At 40.0% G+C, this 14938-nt stretch carries 14 protein-coding genes and 2 tRNA genes; 6 read left to right on the top strand and 10 right to left on the bottom strand.

Features of this window, described 5'->3' with window-relative positions:
• The first annotated feature begins 216 nt into the window (after positions 1-216).
• Positions 217-1443, top strand: coding sequence for a bifunctional 3,4-dihydroxy-2-butanone-4-phosphate synthase/GTP cyclohydrolase II (locus QZT26_RS12040; protein ID WP_164994840.1), 1227 nt, complete (start codon positions 217-219; stop codon positions 1441-1443).
• Positions 1444-1554: 111 nt separating this feature from the next.
• Here QZT26_RS12040 and QZT26_RS12035 read toward each other — a convergent pair whose 3' ends face one another.
• Both QZT26_RS12035 and QZT26_RS12030 read right to left on the bottom strand, forming a co-directional pair.
• Positions 1555-2163, bottom strand: coding sequence for an RNA ligase partner protein (locus QZT26_RS12035; protein ID WP_099324048.1), 609 nt, complete (start codon positions 2161-2163; stop codon positions 1555-1557).
• Entirely contained in the window at positions 2148-3395 is a 1248-nt protein-coding gene (locus QZT26_RS12030; RefSeq protein ID WP_295102406.1) for a putative sugar nucleotidyl transferase, read from the bottom strand. Before QZT26_RS12030 ends, QZT26_RS12035 begins: the two co-directional genes overlap by 16 nt.
• A 499-nt stretch (positions 3396-3894) precedes the next feature.
• Between QZT26_RS12030 and QZT26_RS12025 the strand changes: the two genes are divergently transcribed.
• Positions 3895-5514 (top strand): glycosyltransferase family 39 protein, encoded by a 1620-nt coding sequence (locus QZT26_RS12025; RefSeq protein ID WP_295102403.1) that lies wholly within the window; start codon positions 3895-3897, stop codon positions 5512-5514.
• A gap of 674 nt (positions 5515-6188) precedes the next feature.
• On the opposite strand, the gene murD is transcribed toward QZT26_RS12025, so the two are convergent.
• Together murD and QZT26_RS12015 are read right to left on the bottom strand one after the other, a co-directional pair.
• Positions 6189-7562 carry a UDP-N-acetylmuramoyl-L-alanine--D-glutamate ligase gene (murD, locus tag QZT26_RS12020; RefSeq protein WP_295102401.1) on the bottom strand — a complete coding sequence of 458 codons (1374 nt, stop codon included), beginning with the start codon at positions 7560-7562 and terminating at the stop codon, positions 6189-6191.
• A gap of 492 nt (positions 7563-8054) precedes the next feature.
• Positions 8055-8300: a hypothetical protein gene (locus tag QZT26_RS12015; protein WP_157820355.1), complete on the bottom strand. Its 246-nt coding sequence runs from the start codon at positions 8298-8300 to the stop codon at positions 8055-8057.
• A 217-nt stretch (positions 8301-8517) separates the two neighbouring features.
• Between QZT26_RS12015 and lexA the strand changes: the two genes are divergently transcribed.
• The 4 genes from lexA to QZT26_RS11995 all read left to right on the top strand — a co-directional run bounded on the left by lexA (position 8518) and on the right by QZT26_RS11995 (position 11092).
• Positions 8518-9168 carry a transcriptional repressor LexA gene (gene lexA / locus QZT26_RS12010; RefSeq protein WP_099324055.1) on the top strand — a complete coding sequence of 217 codons (651 nt, stop codon included), beginning with the start codon at positions 8518-8520 and terminating at the stop codon, positions 9166-9168.
• A 25-nt stretch (positions 9169-9193) separates the two neighbouring features.
• Positions 9194-9370, top strand: coding sequence for a hypothetical protein (locus QZT26_RS12005; protein WP_295102397.1), 177 nt, complete (start codon positions 9194-9196; stop codon positions 9368-9370).
• 831 nt (positions 9371-10201) lie between these two features.
• On the top strand, positions 10202-10582 hold the full coding sequence (locus tag QZT26_RS12000; protein ID WP_230405767.1) for an MOSC domain-containing protein: 381 nt from the start codon (positions 10202-10204) through the stop codon (positions 10580-10582).
• A 3-nt stretch (positions 10583-10585) separates the two neighbouring features.
• Complete coding sequence (locus QZT26_RS11995; protein WP_099324059.1) at positions 10586-11092, top strand: MogA/MoaB family molybdenum cofactor biosynthesis protein; 507 nt, start codon at positions 10586-10588, stop codon at positions 11090-11092.
• 358 nt (positions 11093-11450) lie between these two features.
• Here the strand turns inward: QZT26_RS11995 and QZT26_RS11990 are convergent.
• The 6 genes from QZT26_RS11990 to rpsB all read right to left on the bottom strand — a co-directional run bounded on the left by QZT26_RS11990 (position 11451) and on the right by rpsB (position 14496).
• Positions 11451-11525, bottom strand: a tRNA-Glu gene (locus QZT26_RS11990).
• 19 nt (positions 11526-11544) lie between these two features.
• A tRNA-Lys gene (locus tag QZT26_RS11985) sits at positions 11545-11617 on the bottom strand.
• Between the two features lie 86 nt (positions 11618-11703).
• Positions 11704-12264, bottom strand: a complete 561-nt coding sequence (frr, locus tag QZT26_RS11980; protein ID WP_099324060.1) for a ribosome recycling factor — start codon at positions 12262-12264, stop codon at positions 11704-11706.
• A gap of 5 nt (positions 12265-12269) precedes the next feature.
• Entirely contained in the window at positions 12270-12995 is a 726-nt protein-coding gene (gene pyrH, locus QZT26_RS11975; protein ID WP_099324061.1) for a UMP kinase, read from the bottom strand.
• Between the two features lie 31 nt (positions 12996-13026).
• On the bottom strand, positions 13027-13614 hold the full coding sequence (locus tag QZT26_RS11970; RefSeq protein ID WP_099324062.1) for a translation elongation factor Ts: 588 nt from the start codon (positions 13612-13614) through the stop codon (positions 13027-13029).
• A 186-nt stretch (positions 13615-13800) separates the two neighbouring features.
• Entirely contained in the window at positions 13801-14496 is a 696-nt protein-coding gene (gene rpsB / locus QZT26_RS11965; protein WP_099326960.1) for a 30S ribosomal protein S2, read from the bottom strand.
• Positions 14497-14938 lie beyond the last annotated feature (442 nt).

Genomic DNA, 14938 nt, shown 5'->3' with positions numbered 1-14938 from the left:
TGTTTAAAGTAGTACAATAGCGCTACCACAATTGCTAAAAAACGGATATCTGTTATCGCTTTTTGCCAATCTTGGTAGTGGAAAATACTGATTTTCGCATTGCGAAAATCGTTTGCAGGATTTAGGTAATATTATTATCTTTAAATAACAGTTCATGCTTGTCCTTTTACAACACGGGCAGTATTTCATAGACAAATCAATTGTGAGGTGTATTCAATGCAATTCAATTCAATACAAGAAGTAATAGAAGACCTTAGAAATGGGAAAATGACAATATTAATAGACGACGAGAGTCGGGAAAATGAGGGAGATTTAATTCTTGCAGCGGAAAAGGTTACTCCCGAAGCTATTAACTTTATACTAACACATGCAAGAGGCATTCTTTGCCTTGCGATAAATGCCAAAAGGGCTGAAGAACTGGACTTTTATCCAATGGTTTCCAATAACACATCAAGCTTTCAGACGCCTTTTACCGTTTCCGTTGACGCCGCAAGAGAAATTTCCACAGGCGTATCTTCCAAAGACAGGGCAACGACCATATTAACAGCCATTGATGATAATGCCACTGCGGAAGACTTTGTTCGACCAGGTCACATATTTCCGCTAAAGGCGCATAACGGCGGAGTTCTTGTCAGAGCCGGCCATACAGAAGGAGCCGTTGACCTAACCCGCATTGCCGGTCTCAAAAATGCCGCAGTCATTTGCGAAATTATGAGGGAAGACGGAAACATGGCAAAACTTCCGGACCTCAAAAAATTTGCCGAAAAAAACAATCTCAAAATCTGTACAATTGCGGATATCATAAAATACCGCCATGAACAGGAACGATTAATTGAGAAACGCGTAACCGCAAAACTCCCCACAATATATGGGGAATTCATCCTTCATCTCTATCGTTCCTTTGTTGATGAGTACCTCCACCTTGCTTTATGCCTGGAAGTTGGCAGCAAAGACATAAATACTCCTTCCCCAATGCAAAATGAACCGATACTGGTAAGGGTACACGATGAATGTCTGACGAGCGATGTTTTCGGTTCTTTGCGTTGTGACTGCGGAGAACAGCTTCATAATGCCCTCAAAATCATAAAGGAAAACGGTAAGGGTGTTTTGCTTTATATGAGGCAGGAAGGACGAGGGATCGGCTTAGAAAACAAATTGCATGCGTACCACTTACAAGATAAAGGATTGGATACGGTAGAGGCAAATGAGAAACTAGGACTTCCAGTGGACAAAAGGGACTATGGAATCGGCGCACAAATTTTAAGAGATCTGGGCATTACTAAAATGCGTTTGCTTTCGAACAATCCAAAAAAATTTGCCGCGCTTGCAGGATATGGACTGGAAATAGTTGAGCGCGTGCCAATCGTTGTTGAACCAAACGCAGAAAATCAAAAATATCTGCGTACGAAAAAGGAAAAACTTGGACACATGATAGAGACGTAATAATTAACAACCTAAACAGTGTTGGTAAAGCTTCAAAACCGGTAAAAAGATATTGAAACCACAGATCCTCCGTATTACACAGATTTTTAAATCAGGCATTTGGCAGTACCATCAGGAGGCAGCAGCCAGCTTATCCAAAATACTCCGTAACATGCGAGGGTCGATGTACCTTATACCTAGCTTATCCGCCCATTTGACAATGCCGGTATCCGCAGTCATCATTATGCCGTCCATTTCTTTTGCAAGCAGGATTAAATCAACGTCTTCTTTGCTGTCAATAATTCCCTCACGCAGCGCCATGCGATATTTTTTCCTGAGATTTGCTATCGCTTCAGGTTCGGTATCGGGCGAGGTTTCCCTGACGGCGGTTTCCGCCACCCTCAAGCCCTTATCGATCCTCAGCCGTACGTCTTCAATAAGTTCATAGAGCAAAAACGCGGGAACGGTCAACTCGTAACGTTTCGGGGATTTTTGCTGCAATAACATTTGCAAATCAACTTGTATATCTTTTATCTCTACAAAGTTTAAAAGCTCCTCATAAATCGTCTGCGGCATATAAAAGGTAGGCCCTTTCAATTTGCTGATAATTTCAAGAAAAGAACGCAGGGCATCTGTAGGGTCATTGCCAAAGGTCTGATAAACTTCCGGATTGGTAAAGATACTGGTATCGATAATTATCTTTTCGTTGATGATTTGTTCATGTTTTATGTCTTTTTGCATATAGTTCTTTCATTTTCAGTAAGCTGAAATATTTTTTTAAAAAGTTCCTCTTCCGCAGCGGACATTTTTTTATCCCGTCTTTCCATAGCAAGCCTTGCCACACATAATGCCTTATCCCACTCGTAAACCCTTATCCCATTGACGGTACACCATGAAAACGAAGGTAGATATTTCGGAGGATAGAGATTGGTGACAATATTGCATGCAAAGCCAATGACACTCCCTGTCATAATCGTCGTATTTATGGCGGTTTTCGTATGATCTCCCATCGCCATGCCAAGGGAATTGTGGTTTGTGTTTATGAGGGTATTTCCCATTTGAACTTTTATGAGGCCATAGGTATTAAGTAAATTACTGTTCGTTGTATCCGCCCCGATGTTGACCCATGAACCAAGATAGGAGTCGCCCAAGAATCCGTCATGTTGTTTGTTGGTAAAGCTGTGGAATATTGTGTTTACGATTTCTCCCCCTATTTTGCATACTTCTCCGATATTGGTGCCTCCCCGTAACCGCGAATTGGGCAGGATTACAGAATTATCTCCAATGTAAACCGGCCCCTCAATGGAGGTATTAGGGGAAATGGTTACATTATTGCCAATATAAACCGGCCCATTCTCTGCGTCGAGTACACAGCAAGGTTTGATCCTGCTGCCCTTTCCAATGTATATCTTATCTTTATTGATGAGATAAGTGCCTTCATACACGTTCCCCGCATTCCGTCCCTCCTTAACAAATAAGGAAAAGTCTTCCGCTATTTGATGTGCATTACGTTTTATAATGTCCCAATAATAACTGAATACCGGCGTATGAATATCAACCCTAGGCAAGGTGTTTTCCCATTTTTCATGATAGTTTTCTTCAAGAAATGTGTTGTACGATATTTTTTCCGGGGAATTTTTTTTGAGACGAAGGTAAACAACCGTATCGCCTTGCATGCCAATTTCCTCAGGGCCTTCCAAAGAAACAGGACGCGAAAGAATCGCGCGGCCGTTTATAAAAAGACAGCTATCGTTCTGTTTCCGGGGGGCATTCACCTCCAGGGGATAACGTTCCTTTACAATATCCGCGAGGGCATCCCTGCAGAAAAGGGTAATGGTAGCACCGGGATAAAGTCTAGATATCCTTTCCCATTGCGTATACAAACCACAACGCAACTCAAACGTTGCCCTGGTGTATACGAGGGGAGCAAGGCGTGAATAGTTGGCGTCTTCGAAAATATAAATATGAGACAAATTGAATTACCCTCTTTTCCATGGAAAGACCTTAATTTCTTTGCATTTTCAGGCAAAATATTTAACAGTAAAATCCGAAAACACGAGATACGAAACAAATTCCAATGACAAAATGATTTGAAATTCTAAACAAGTACGTCTTTCGTATCTTGCATTTCGTGCTTCATATTGTTGTATGTTTTGGATTTTATGCTTTGTTATTCGAATTTGTTTCGTATTTCGTACTTCGGATTTCGTATTTTTTATTTCTTGCTTGGTTCAGGCTTTGCCAGTTTAGGATACTGAGAGGGTTAAACATTGTCAAGCCAATAACAGATATACTCAAAAGGTTTACAGTTTAATACAAAGCCATTTACTGGCCAAAAAACCCATTATCATTTTGCTATAATCGTTGACGGAATTTGTTAACTGTGCTAAAATTCCTTACAATGTATTCCTTTTCACATGAAGGGAGTATCGTCATATTATCACATAGCATCGTACAAATATCGTTATTTAAATGAACAAAACTACGATAAATATACGCTTATTGACCGTCATCCTGGTACTTTTCCTTTCATTCCTCTTTCTCTTCAATACAGGAAAAAGGGATTTTTGGGCGCCGGATGAACCCCGTTACGCACAGGTCTCCAAAGAAATGCGGGATAGCGGCAATTTTATACTTCCGCAGTTAAATAGCGAACCATATCCCCACAAACCCCCCCTTTTATTCTGGATGATTAATCTGTTTTCCGTCCCGTTCGGTAAAATAACGCACCTGTCCGCGCGTTTGCCTTCTGCCCTCGCAGGTGTGGGATGCTGCCTGATACTGTTTAATTTTGCCAGAAATGTTTTCCATAACACCAGAATAGGCTTGCTTTCAGCCCTTATACTCGCCACCAGCATAAAATTCCTTTGGATGACGCACCGTGCTGCCTTTGACGTGCTGCTTACATTTTTCGTTATGGCAGCCTTGTTCAGTTTCTATAAAGGGTATAAGGAAGCGGGAAATAAAGTCCGTTATTACACCCTCTTTTATATCTTCATGGCCCTTGGAACGCTTACAAAAGGCCCTGTAGGATTTCTTCTTCCATTCCTCGTAGTCGTGACATATCTTTCTCTGAAAAGAGATATAAAGGTTTTGAAAGAAACAAAACCCTGGATAGGGGGAGTTCTTTTTGCAATTTTGGTGTTCTCGTGGGTATATCTGGCAGGCATATACGGTGGTAAGGAATATACGCAACAAATATTATTCAAGCAAAATATCGGACGGTTCGCTGATTCCTTTGCCCATAAACGGCCTCTTTATTACTATTTTATCCATTTCCCCCTGAATTATTTTCCGTGGACAATCTTTATCCCAGGCGTTGTCGTGTATCTGTTTTCACGAGAAGGGAGAAAGAGGTTTCAGGAAGTGGTATTCCCTGCGGTTTGGTTTGTCGTTATCTTCTTTTTCTTTTCTATCGTTTCGGGGAAAAGGGACATCTACGTTCTTCCACTCTATCCTGCCGCCTCTTTAATAATCGCATGGTTTCTGAATGAGTTTGTAGAACAATTCAGGGATATCCGTTTCAGGAAAACAGGCTATATCCCTTGTTATTTCATAAGCGGACTAACCATATTTCTAGGGTTTCTCTTACCGTTAGGTATATACAAATTTCGGCCTGAACACATTCGTCTTACCATACCATTTGTATTGTTACTTTTTGCCGGCGGCATAATTATGCTGCGTTTCATAAAACACTCAAGAATATTGCCTTTCCTCTTTGTCCTCATCCTGCTTGTTTTCTCTCTATTTACCCTGAGTACACTGCAGGTAATCCCATTATTAAATCAGTACAAATCGGCAAAAGAAATTTGCGACAAGGCAAATGCTGCAATGAAACCCGGCGATCAATTGGCAATGTATAATTTTCTCAGAGACTCGTACCTGTTTTATACGAATAGAAATCACCTGCCGGTAATAAACGATTCTGAAGACCTGAAGAAATACATGAATTCAAACGAACGGGTCTTTCTGTTTATCAAAGACAAGGATTTTAAAAAGGTATCAGAGTCACATGATATACCTATCTTTGTAATTGCCAGGGATTCCGTAGGGCATCGGGAGATGCTTTTTGTGTCAAACAAGGATATTTGACCAGGGCAATCGCATAATATCGCATAATAACGACAATACTTTCAGAACGTTATACAGACATTTGTTATACCAACCGGCAATTAATCTCTTTTATGAATTTATTCATTGGATAAAACGTTAAATCGGATTTTACAGGCATCTTACTGATATAAAGGAAAAGAAAAGTGGAAAATTCTGTCTAATGTAAAGACACTTCAGTATGAAATTGATATCCCTAAAGACATTGAATGGGTTTCGCTTCCGCTAAAATCCGGGATGTGCCAAAAACAAGAAGAAAAAATTATAAAAATAATGCGTCCCTATGCAAGAACGTCATTGTTTATAGACAATGAATTCACTATTCAGTGGATAGCAACCGCAAGCATAGGTAATTATGTGGATATTCTTCTTTTACGATACCGTAAGAGTTCGCAAATAGGGATTTCTAAAATTAGATTTAACTTTTGTTGAAATAAATAGTTATAGCATTTCTGGAATCACATTTTGTGAACCCCCTTGAGTATAAATGATTCCATAATAGAAACTATTGTAAAATCTTACAATTACAGAAAAGATGATACAAGCGATGGAAATTATAAATGGATGCCAAAAAAGTCCGCTTCGTTCCGGAGAAGAGAAATATACTCAATCAGACTGAAACCACGGGTTTTCAGCCTGATTGAGTATATATTTAGTCATAGTGACAACACCATATTTTTAAATTGTTTGCCTCGTTCTTCATAGTTATTAAACATATCGTAGCTAGCGCAGGCTGGCGAGAACAATAAAACGCCTCCCGGTGTTGTGAGAGTATTTGCTGTTTGAAAGGCGTCTTTTAAGGTATTTGCAATGCATACATGGGGGTATTCTTTTTCCCCCTTTTTTAGAGAAATAAGTTCCTCTATTTTGTTTGCAGTTTTTCCAATAAGAACAACAGCTTTACAGTAATTTGCACAAACTGCGGCAAATTCCTCAAAATCGCTTCCCTTATCGTATCCTCCAGCAATAAGCACAGAGTCCTTAAAACTCATAATTGCGGCAATTGCAGATTCGGGGGTGGTTGCTTTAGAATCATTATAATACCTGATGCCTTTTGCCTCTCTTACAAATTCCAAACGGTGTTCTAATCCACAAAAAGAAGTAACTGTTTTTTCAATGGTTTGTTTGTTTGCGCCGTGTAAATATGTTGCACACGATGCTGCAAGTACATTGTGGAGATTATGGTCTCCAGGAAGTTTGATTTTTGAGACACAGGGTATCGAAATGGTATTCCCATCTATGGAAATTACAATATGTTCGTTTTCACGAAATGCGCCATTTTCTACCGGCTGTTGTGTGCTGTACCACAAAACGCGGCCATAACATTCTTTTTCCCATGTTCTCAGCTCCGGGTCATCGTAATTCAGAATGGCGGAATCACTCTGCTTCTGATGCAAGATAATATTCTTCTTTGCATGGATATAAGAATCAATGTCTTTATGCCTGTCCAGATGGTTGGGAGAAATATTTGTTACTATACTCATACAGGGACTCTTTTTAATTGAAGAGAGCGATTCCAGTTGAAAACTGGATAGCTCCAGCACCACAATATCCGCCGGCTTCATTTCTTCTAGTTGCAGAAGCAGTGATTTACCGATGTTGCCGCCAACCCATATTTTATTGGAGGTTTGTCGCAAAATATCTCCAATCAGCGTGGTTGTGGTGGATTTCCCGTTGCTGCCGGTTACTCCAATGGTGAAAGCGGGACAAAGTTTAAAGAATATGTTCATTTCTGTGTCAATAGGAACACCGTTTTCCCTTGCAATTTGTATGAATTTTGAGTCAATGGGAACAGCAGGGCTGACGATGACCATATCAGTATTGATAAAGTCTACATCTCTGTGTTCGCCCAGCCGGTAAGTAATCTGCAGATTGTCAAGATGCCGCAGGGATTGTGAAAGATCTGTTTTACCCTTTATATCCGTTACCGTTACATGCGCCCCCTGCCTTGCAAGAAATTGTGTTATGCCAATGCCGCCCCCAAATACACCGAGTCCCATAACGGTAACTCTTTTATTTTTAAATTCCATATACATTTCAATTGTTTTGTTTATTTCACTCAAAATTAAAGGGAAAAATCGTAACACTTTAGTTTTTTGAAAAATTCCAATAATAGCGCTGTTTTCCGCACAATGCGGGGACGACGGAAGACAGACGATGAATTACGGACTACGGACATCCTTCATCTTTCGTCTCTAGCTCTTACGTTTTTAAAAAGACGCAATTTATATGATTTTTTTGCGATGCTTTTAACACTCCAACACGCAGCGTAATGTCTGAATATAACCATTCAGTGATTTATTTGCAATAGTGGTGAAGCCGAAAATGATTGAATGCCTCTATTCCAACTTCTTTTTTTAATCCCGCCAAAATATCTTTCAGGATATCAGGCCCTGATGCATTGCCTCCGAAAACCTTGCTCTATTTGGGAAATCCCACTTCATCAACGATAAGGGATAGCGTAATTAACGGACAATCATTACGACCCTCTTTTGCTAACCTCAAAATAGGTATTTGTTAAATCATATAAAATCACCATCTCTTTGAGGGAAAAATATCTCTCGCGCCCGCTTTGATAACCCTTGCTCTATGGCAACATGATTCTCCCACAGCAAAACTGCCGCGCGATGCAGCGCTTTATCATACAGTTTAACCCCGGAGTCTAATAGCTCTACCACCCCCGCTTGTTTCAGAAAGCCATCGCACGGTATCACGCTCGCTGCCAGGATGAACCATTCTCCCCACAATGAGCGTCTTGGAACAGGCAATTAGATCCTCTGTAAAATCAAGCCCTTGTAATATTTTATCAAACCCGTATTCATTCATTTGGCTTATAGCCATATGCTCGGAGAAGGTAAAGATGTCTCCAAAAAGCAATCAATTCCCCGCTCAATTTAAGAAAAAAATCGCCGCTTAATTTTTAACAAAGTAATGTTTTAAAAAGAGAATTGACAAAGTTACAGCAAAAAATATAATGGTAAACATATGTCCACCAATGAAGAAAAATTAACGGATACTATTTTAACCAAAAAACAGGCGGATTTTCTAGCCTTTTTAAAAGCATCTCTTCAGGAAAAAGGGTATCCACCTACGGTACGCGAGATTATGCGCGGGATGGATCTTTCCAGCACCAATATCGTCAAAAAGTATCTTGACATCCTTGCCCGTAAAGGACACATCAAAAAACAATACAACAGTCCCAGGGCTATTGAAATTATAGAAGCTCCGGCTGGACATGCAGAAACAAATCTCATCCCCATTGTTGGAAGTGTCAAAGCAGGCGCTCCTCATCCGGCAATAGAAGATATTATGGGATATCTTGCAGTAGATAAAACAATCTGCCGTACCGGAGACGCATTTTTTTTGCGGGTTGAGGGAGACAGCATGATTAATGCTCATATACAGGAAGGCGACCTCGTACTGGTGAGGCCGCAACCGGTTGCCAATAACAGGGAAATTGTGGTTGCCCTCATAAATGGTGAGGCCACGGTCAAAAGATTCTACAAGAAGGGAAATACGCTGGAATTGCACCCGGAACACCCAATGATGAAACCCATTGTGCTCCAGGGAGAACAAGATGAGGTTCGCATCATTGGCAAGGTTACTGCGGTGGTGCGGTTGTTAGAGAAGTTATAACAGTGATTTCCGGGGGGATGACGGTATGATTACTGAAGTTCATGAAGCGATCAAAGTAGGGGCGATTTTTGGTGATAACAAAAAAAAACTCAAACCCGTTTGGTTTATTTGGAACGGCACAAAATATACTATCCGGGAAATTACTTACATCTGGAAGGAAAGGGTTGGGAAAACGGTGATACACTACTTTACGGTTACCTAAGGTGCCAATTTTTTTCCATCTCCTATAACACTTATACCCTGCTATGGACACTCCATTCCATTTATACCTAAATTGGATAAGAAAGTTAATAACTATGTAATACCTCTTCCCGAATTCCAAAAGCGTCGAATATAACCTTCTGTTTTTTTGATAATTCGCTCAGGAACGGTTTGTTTTGATTTATTTGTATAATTTTTAATTTTTTGCGTTCTGCAAATAATTCCTTATGTGCGTGATACCGCTTTTCGTGAAGATCATTCTCAAATACGCACAAAAAATGCCCAAGGGCAATGGCTTCTTTGAGGAATCTTGTGGTTGGGCTTTTTCATTTTCTCCATGTAACAAATATTGCAAAGATGCTCAGAAATTTTGCGGCAAGACCTTTTCTTGCACTTCAAATGCTTCGCTGGTAATGTCGAGAACAAAAAAAAACACTTTATTTTTTACTCTCTCTCTCTTTCTTTCATTACTACAGGGATACTCCCGCTCCATTTTGCTTGTTTTGCTTATTTTTACTCATTTAAATGAGAACCCTATCGTTTTTTACTTTCTTTTCCACTTATTGACGGGAGCTTTTGGCACAAATTCTTGATCCGCGTCTTTCGTAGGGTGACTTTGACGTTGTCGTGCCCCGCAAGAGGTTCTCCTTGACACCAAAAACTTCCCTTGTTAAACTTCTTCCGGGATTTCCGATTTGCAATAGCGTGCAGTAAGAAAACATATTGTACTCATTAATAAACTTATTCGTATATTAAAATACCAATGGGGAAAATTTTAGCTGTCTGCGTAAGCGAAAGAAAAGGTATCCAGAAACGAAATATAGGCAAATGCATGGCAATTAAACATTATGGCCTAGAGGGAGATGCCCATGCAGGAAAATGGCACCGCCAGGTGAGTCTGCTTGCAACGGAAAGCGCCGACGTGATGCGTAGTAAAGGCTTAGAGATAAAAGACGGCGATTTTGGAGAAAATATTGTCACCAGTGGCATAGAACTAAAATCGCTTCCTGTTGGAACTACGCTGAAAATCGGAAATGATATTATCATAAAGATAACCCAAATCGGCAAATTATGCCATGACCGCTGCGCCATTTATTACAAGGCAGGCGACTGTATCATGCCGCGAGAAGGGATTTTTGCAGAAATCCTTAGCAGCGGAATGATTAAAGCCGGAGATGAAATTTTAATACATGAATATCCCTCTGGGGTGTAAACTATGATTCGCACCGCAATAGTAACATTGAGCGATAAAGGGTCAAAAGGGGAGCGCGAAGACAAAAGCGGAGAGATTATCCGTACGATGCTCCAACAAATCAATACATCCATTGTCGCATACGAAATAATCCCCGATGAAAAAGACCTCATTATCAAAAAACTTCGTGAATTCTCCAAACTATCCGATCTTATCATCACAACCGGAGGTACCGGAGTTGGCCCTCGCGATATCACGCCTGAGGCAACAAGGGCAGTGATAGAAAAAGAATTGCCTGGCTTCGGAGAAGCAATGCGTATGGAAGGGATGAAGCACACACCAAGGGCAATGGGTTCCAGGGCGGTGGCAGGGATATATCGGCAAACCCTTATCATAAACCTTCCTGGAAGCCCAAAAGGCGTTGCGGAAAACCTCTCCGTCGTTCTGCCGGTTATTCCTCATACCATAAACCTTATCAAAGGCACGGTGACAGATTGCGCCAAAGACCGGGAGCAACACCCTCACAGGTAGCCACCCGAAAATGCAGACAAATGAATGTCTCTCTTCTTCAAAACTGCATCAAAAACAATGACATCGCCTCCCAACAAACAGCACAGACGCACCATCAAGTCGTGATCTCCATAAAAGTATCAACTTAGTTTTTTGAAAAAGTATGGGCGAAGCATTTGCCCGTTTGGGTATGAATTTATCTATGACAATTTATAGCAAATGCTTCGCCCATACACATGCGGCAAACATCGCTATTATTGGAATTTTTTAAAAAACTAAAATGTTACCAAACGATAAATTTTGGATTATAGGTCAAAATTTGTTATAAAACAAAAAAGCCATAAGAGTTTGGTTTCTTATGGCTTTTTCAAATCATATATGACCCCATGGGGATTTGAACCCCAGTTCACAGATCGAAAATCTGTTGTCCTAGACCAGACTAGACGATGGGGCCATTTATGCACAATAGTAAATGAGGGCAGATGGACTCGAACCATCGACACCCGCCTTAAAAGGGCGGTGCTCTACCGACTGAGCTATGCCCCCATTATACAGAAATGTATGAATATTGCACGCAGAAAATAAAATTACAAAGGGAAAAAACATCGATAATATACGTTTCAACGGTACGTTTATACCTTGAGTATTTCTTCAGTCTTTCTTTTGATTAAATCATTTACCTTAGTTTCAAAGTCTTTGATAATTTTTTGAATTTCATCCTTGGCGCGCTTAACATCGTCTTCTGTTAAAATATTTTCTTTCTTTTCTTTATCCGCTTGTTTATTTGAATCCTGCCGTATATTACGCAAAGAAACCTTTGTTGATTCCCCAAAATCTTTTACGGTTACGGAAAGTTTTTTTCTCCTCTCCTCATTAAGCGGAGGAATAACGATGCGCAGGGTTTTAGCTTCAACAGAAGGGTTCAGGCCGATGTCTGATTGAATGATTGCCTTTTCGATATTAGATACTATAGTAGTATCGTAAGGTTTTATCAAGATTGACTGTGCATCAGGTGTGGAAATCACTGCAAGTTGCTTTAAGGGTGAAGGGTTCCCGTAGTATTCAACCCGTATATTTTCGACCAGACCAGTGCTTGCCCTACCGGTTCTTATTCCCTTCAAATCATCTTGCAAATGAGCGATAACCTTTTCCATTTTTGCCTTTGTTTCTTTGCAAATCGAATCTATTGACATATCGGTTAATTTCCTATAAAAGTACCAACAGATTTCCCCAAAACAGCCTTTTCAATATTTCCTTTTTTATTCATGTTTAATACGATTATTGGCAATTTGTTTTCCATGCTCAAGGATACCGCAGTCATATCCATTACGCCTAATTGTCGGTTTAATACTTCGGCATAGGTCAGTTTGCTTAACAGCTTTGCGGATGGATTATTAGCTGGATCATCTGTATACACGCCGTCAACTCTTGTGGCTTTAAGCATCACGTTGGCATTAATTTCTATCGCGCGTAAAGCAGCTGCAGTATCGGTTGTGAAATAGGGGTTTCCCGTTCCCCCCGCAAAAATAACAATATTTCTTTCTTCAAGATACCGTAAACAATTTCGTAAAATAAAAGGTTCTGTGATATTCTTAATTTCAATTGCGCTTATTACATGCGTTTTAATGTTGCACTCTTCCAGGGTGTCCTGCAAAAGCAATGCATTTAAGATGGTAGCAATCATCCCCGCCTGATCCGCTACAATTCTGGATTTTCCCGAAAGGCCAAATTTAGCGCCGCGCAACACGTTACCGCCGCCAACGACAAGCGCCGTTTCAGCACCGAGTGATAAAATCTTTTGTATCGTTTTGGCAAATGTTGCAAATTTTTCAGTATCGATGCCTTTTCCGTTTTCACCGCCAAAGCCTTCGCCGCTAACTTTCAATAAGATACGTTTATACTTTATTTTCTTATTTTTCGGCATAATGATTGTGTGCGGCAATCTAAACTGCTAGCTATTTCCCCCCTACTTCAAGCCTGGCAAAGCGATTAATTTTAATATTTTCACCTATTTTTGCGATAATTGCAATTAATAAATCCTGAATAGTTTGTGAGTCATCTTTTATAAACGGTTGTTCCAGCAGGCATTTTTCCTTATAAAAATTTTCCAGCTTTCCTTTAACGATTTTTTCAGAAATATCAGATGGTTTTCCTTTGGTATCCTCTATAAAACCCCTTTTTTGTGTTTCCACAATTTCCGAAGAAATATCTTCCCTTTTTATTGCGATTGGATTGGTTGCGGCAATTTGCATGCAAATATCTTTTAAAAACTGCTGAAAGACCTCGTTTCTTGCCACGAAATCTGTTTCACAATTCACCTCAACCATTACGCCTATTTTCCCGTTAGTATGAATGTAAGAACCTATTCTGCCTTCGGCAGTTGTTCTTTGTTCTTTCCTGGAAGCTTTTGCAAAACCTTTCTTTTTTATAATTTCCAGTGCTTTATCATAATCGTCATTTACTTCATCCAAGGCGTTTTTGCACTCTAATATTCCCGCACCTGTTTGTTCACGCAATTTCATAACACTCGCTTTATCTGCCATCGGTATCCTCCAAAATAATATAGCTACGAACTGTCCTTGTTGCGAAGCCGGTAATCTTGTTATTACAAATAATCAAGCGGAACATCTTGAGATGTGTATCTTTAAAGGCAGTTGTTAGATTGGCAATCCAAGGATATACAAACTCTGAATTTTACGAAAAATGGAAGGATTTTCGTAAAAACCTGATTAATCTTTTGTCAGCGTAACAAGTTGTTCTTTTCCGGCAAGAACGGCGTCTGCTGTCTTAGATAAAAAGAGATTAATCGACCGTATCGCATCGTCATTCCCAGGTACACAAATATCTACCATATCAGGGTCACAATCGGTATCCGCCAGGCAAACAGTTGGTATTCCCAATTTTTTTGCCTCTTTTATAGCGTTGTGTTCGTATCTTGGGTCCACTACCACAAGTGCCCCTGGAAGTTTGGTCATATTGCGGATGCCTTCCAGATTGGTAAGTATTTTCTTGTATTCTCTGTTGAGTGAGGAAATCATCTTTTTACTGTATTGGTTGATTTCGCCTGTATCTTTCATTTTTTCCAATTCTTCAAGACGTTCTAAACGACTCCTGATAGTATCAAAATTTGTCAACGCACCACCAAGCCATCTTTCGCTGACATAATGCATACCACACCGCTTTGCTTCTCGCGCGGTAATATCCTGTGCCTGCCACTTCGTGCCTACAAACAATATATCTTTCTTTGTTTGCACCAGGTTCGTTACAAATCTGCAAGCAGTGATAAGACCCTTCACCGTTTCCCGTAAATTAATGATATGAATCAGATTTTGCTTACCAAAGATAAAAGGCTTCATCTTTGGGTTCCACCTGCTTGTTCTATGTCCGAAATGAAACCCTGCTTCGACTAATTCTTGAATATTCACAATAGACAAATAACGCCCTTTCCAGATTGAGATAATAAAAGAAAATAAAGGAATTTTTCAGAAAAGAATGTGATTATAGCCATTATAGGCAAGTTGTCAAGTATATTTATTGTAACACCTCAGCAACGTCAAAGTCACCCTACGAAAGATGTGGATCAAGAATTTGTACCAAAAGCTCCCGTCAATAAGTGGAGAAGAAAGTTAAAAACGATAGGGTTCTCATGTAAATCGGCAAGAATGAGCAAAACAAGCAAAATGGAGCGGGAGTATCCCTGTAGTAATGAAAAAGAGAGAGTAAAAAATAAAGTGCTTTTTTTGTTCTCTACATTACTAGCGAAGCATTTGAAGTGCAAGAAAAGGTCTTGCCGCAAAATTTCTGAGCGTCTTTGCAATATTTGTTACCTGGAGAAAATGAAAAAGCCCAATCACAAGATTCTTCAAA

It is taken from the genome of uncultured Candidatus Kuenenia sp. (assembly GCF_900696675.1).
Classification (GTDB): Bacteria; Planctomycetota; Brocadiia; order Brocadiales; family Brocadiaceae; genus Kuenenia; species Kuenenia stuttgartiensis_A.
Note: the sequence above shows the minus strand (reverse complement) of the source record. Positions and strands in the feature narration are given on the sequence as shown.

What these genes read in the sequence shown, in the direction of transcription:
- QZT26_RS12040 (WP_164994840.1), top strand. Translation starts at nt 217, where the DNA reads ATGCAATTCAATTCAATACAAGAAGTAATAGAAGACCTTAGAAATGGG.
- QZT26_RS12035 (WP_099324048.1), bottom strand. Translation starts at nt 2,163, where the DNA reads ATGCAAAAAGACATAAAACATGAACAAATCATCAACGAAAAGATAATT.
- QZT26_RS12025 (WP_295102403.1), top strand. Translation starts at nt 3,895, where the DNA reads ATGAACAAAACTACGATAAATATACGCTTATTGACCGTCATCCTGGTA.
- murD (WP_295102401.1), bottom strand. Translation starts at nt 7,562, where the DNA reads ATGGAATTTAAAAATAAAAGAGTTACCGTTATGGGACTCGGTGTATTT.
- lexA (WP_099324055.1), top strand. Translation starts at nt 8,518, where the DNA reads ATGTCCACCAATGAAGAAAAATTAACGGATACTATTTTAACCAAAAAA.
- QZT26_RS12005 (WP_295102397.1), top strand. Translation starts at nt 9,194, where the DNA reads ATGATTACTGAAGTTCATGAAGCGATCAAAGTAGGGGCGATTTTTGGT.
- QZT26_RS12000 (WP_230405767.1), top strand. Translation starts at nt 10,202, where the DNA reads ATGGCAATTAAACATTATGGCCTAGAGGGAGATGCCCATGCAGGAAAA.
- QZT26_RS11995 (WP_099324059.1), top strand. Translation starts at nt 10,586, where the DNA reads ATGATTCGCACCGCAATAGTAACATTGAGCGATAAAGGGTCAAAAGGG.
- frr (WP_099324060.1), bottom strand. Translation starts at nt 12,264, where the DNA reads ATGTCAATAGATTCGATTTGCAAAGAAACAAAGGCAAAAATGGAAAAG.
- pyrH (WP_099324061.1), bottom strand. Translation starts at nt 12,995, where the DNA reads ATGCCGAAAAATAAGAAAATAAAGTATAAACGTATCTTATTGAAAGTT.
- QZT26_RS11970 (WP_099324062.1), bottom strand. Translation starts at nt 13,614, where the DNA reads ATGGCAGATAAAGCGAGTGTTATGAAATTGCGTGAACAAACAGGTGCG.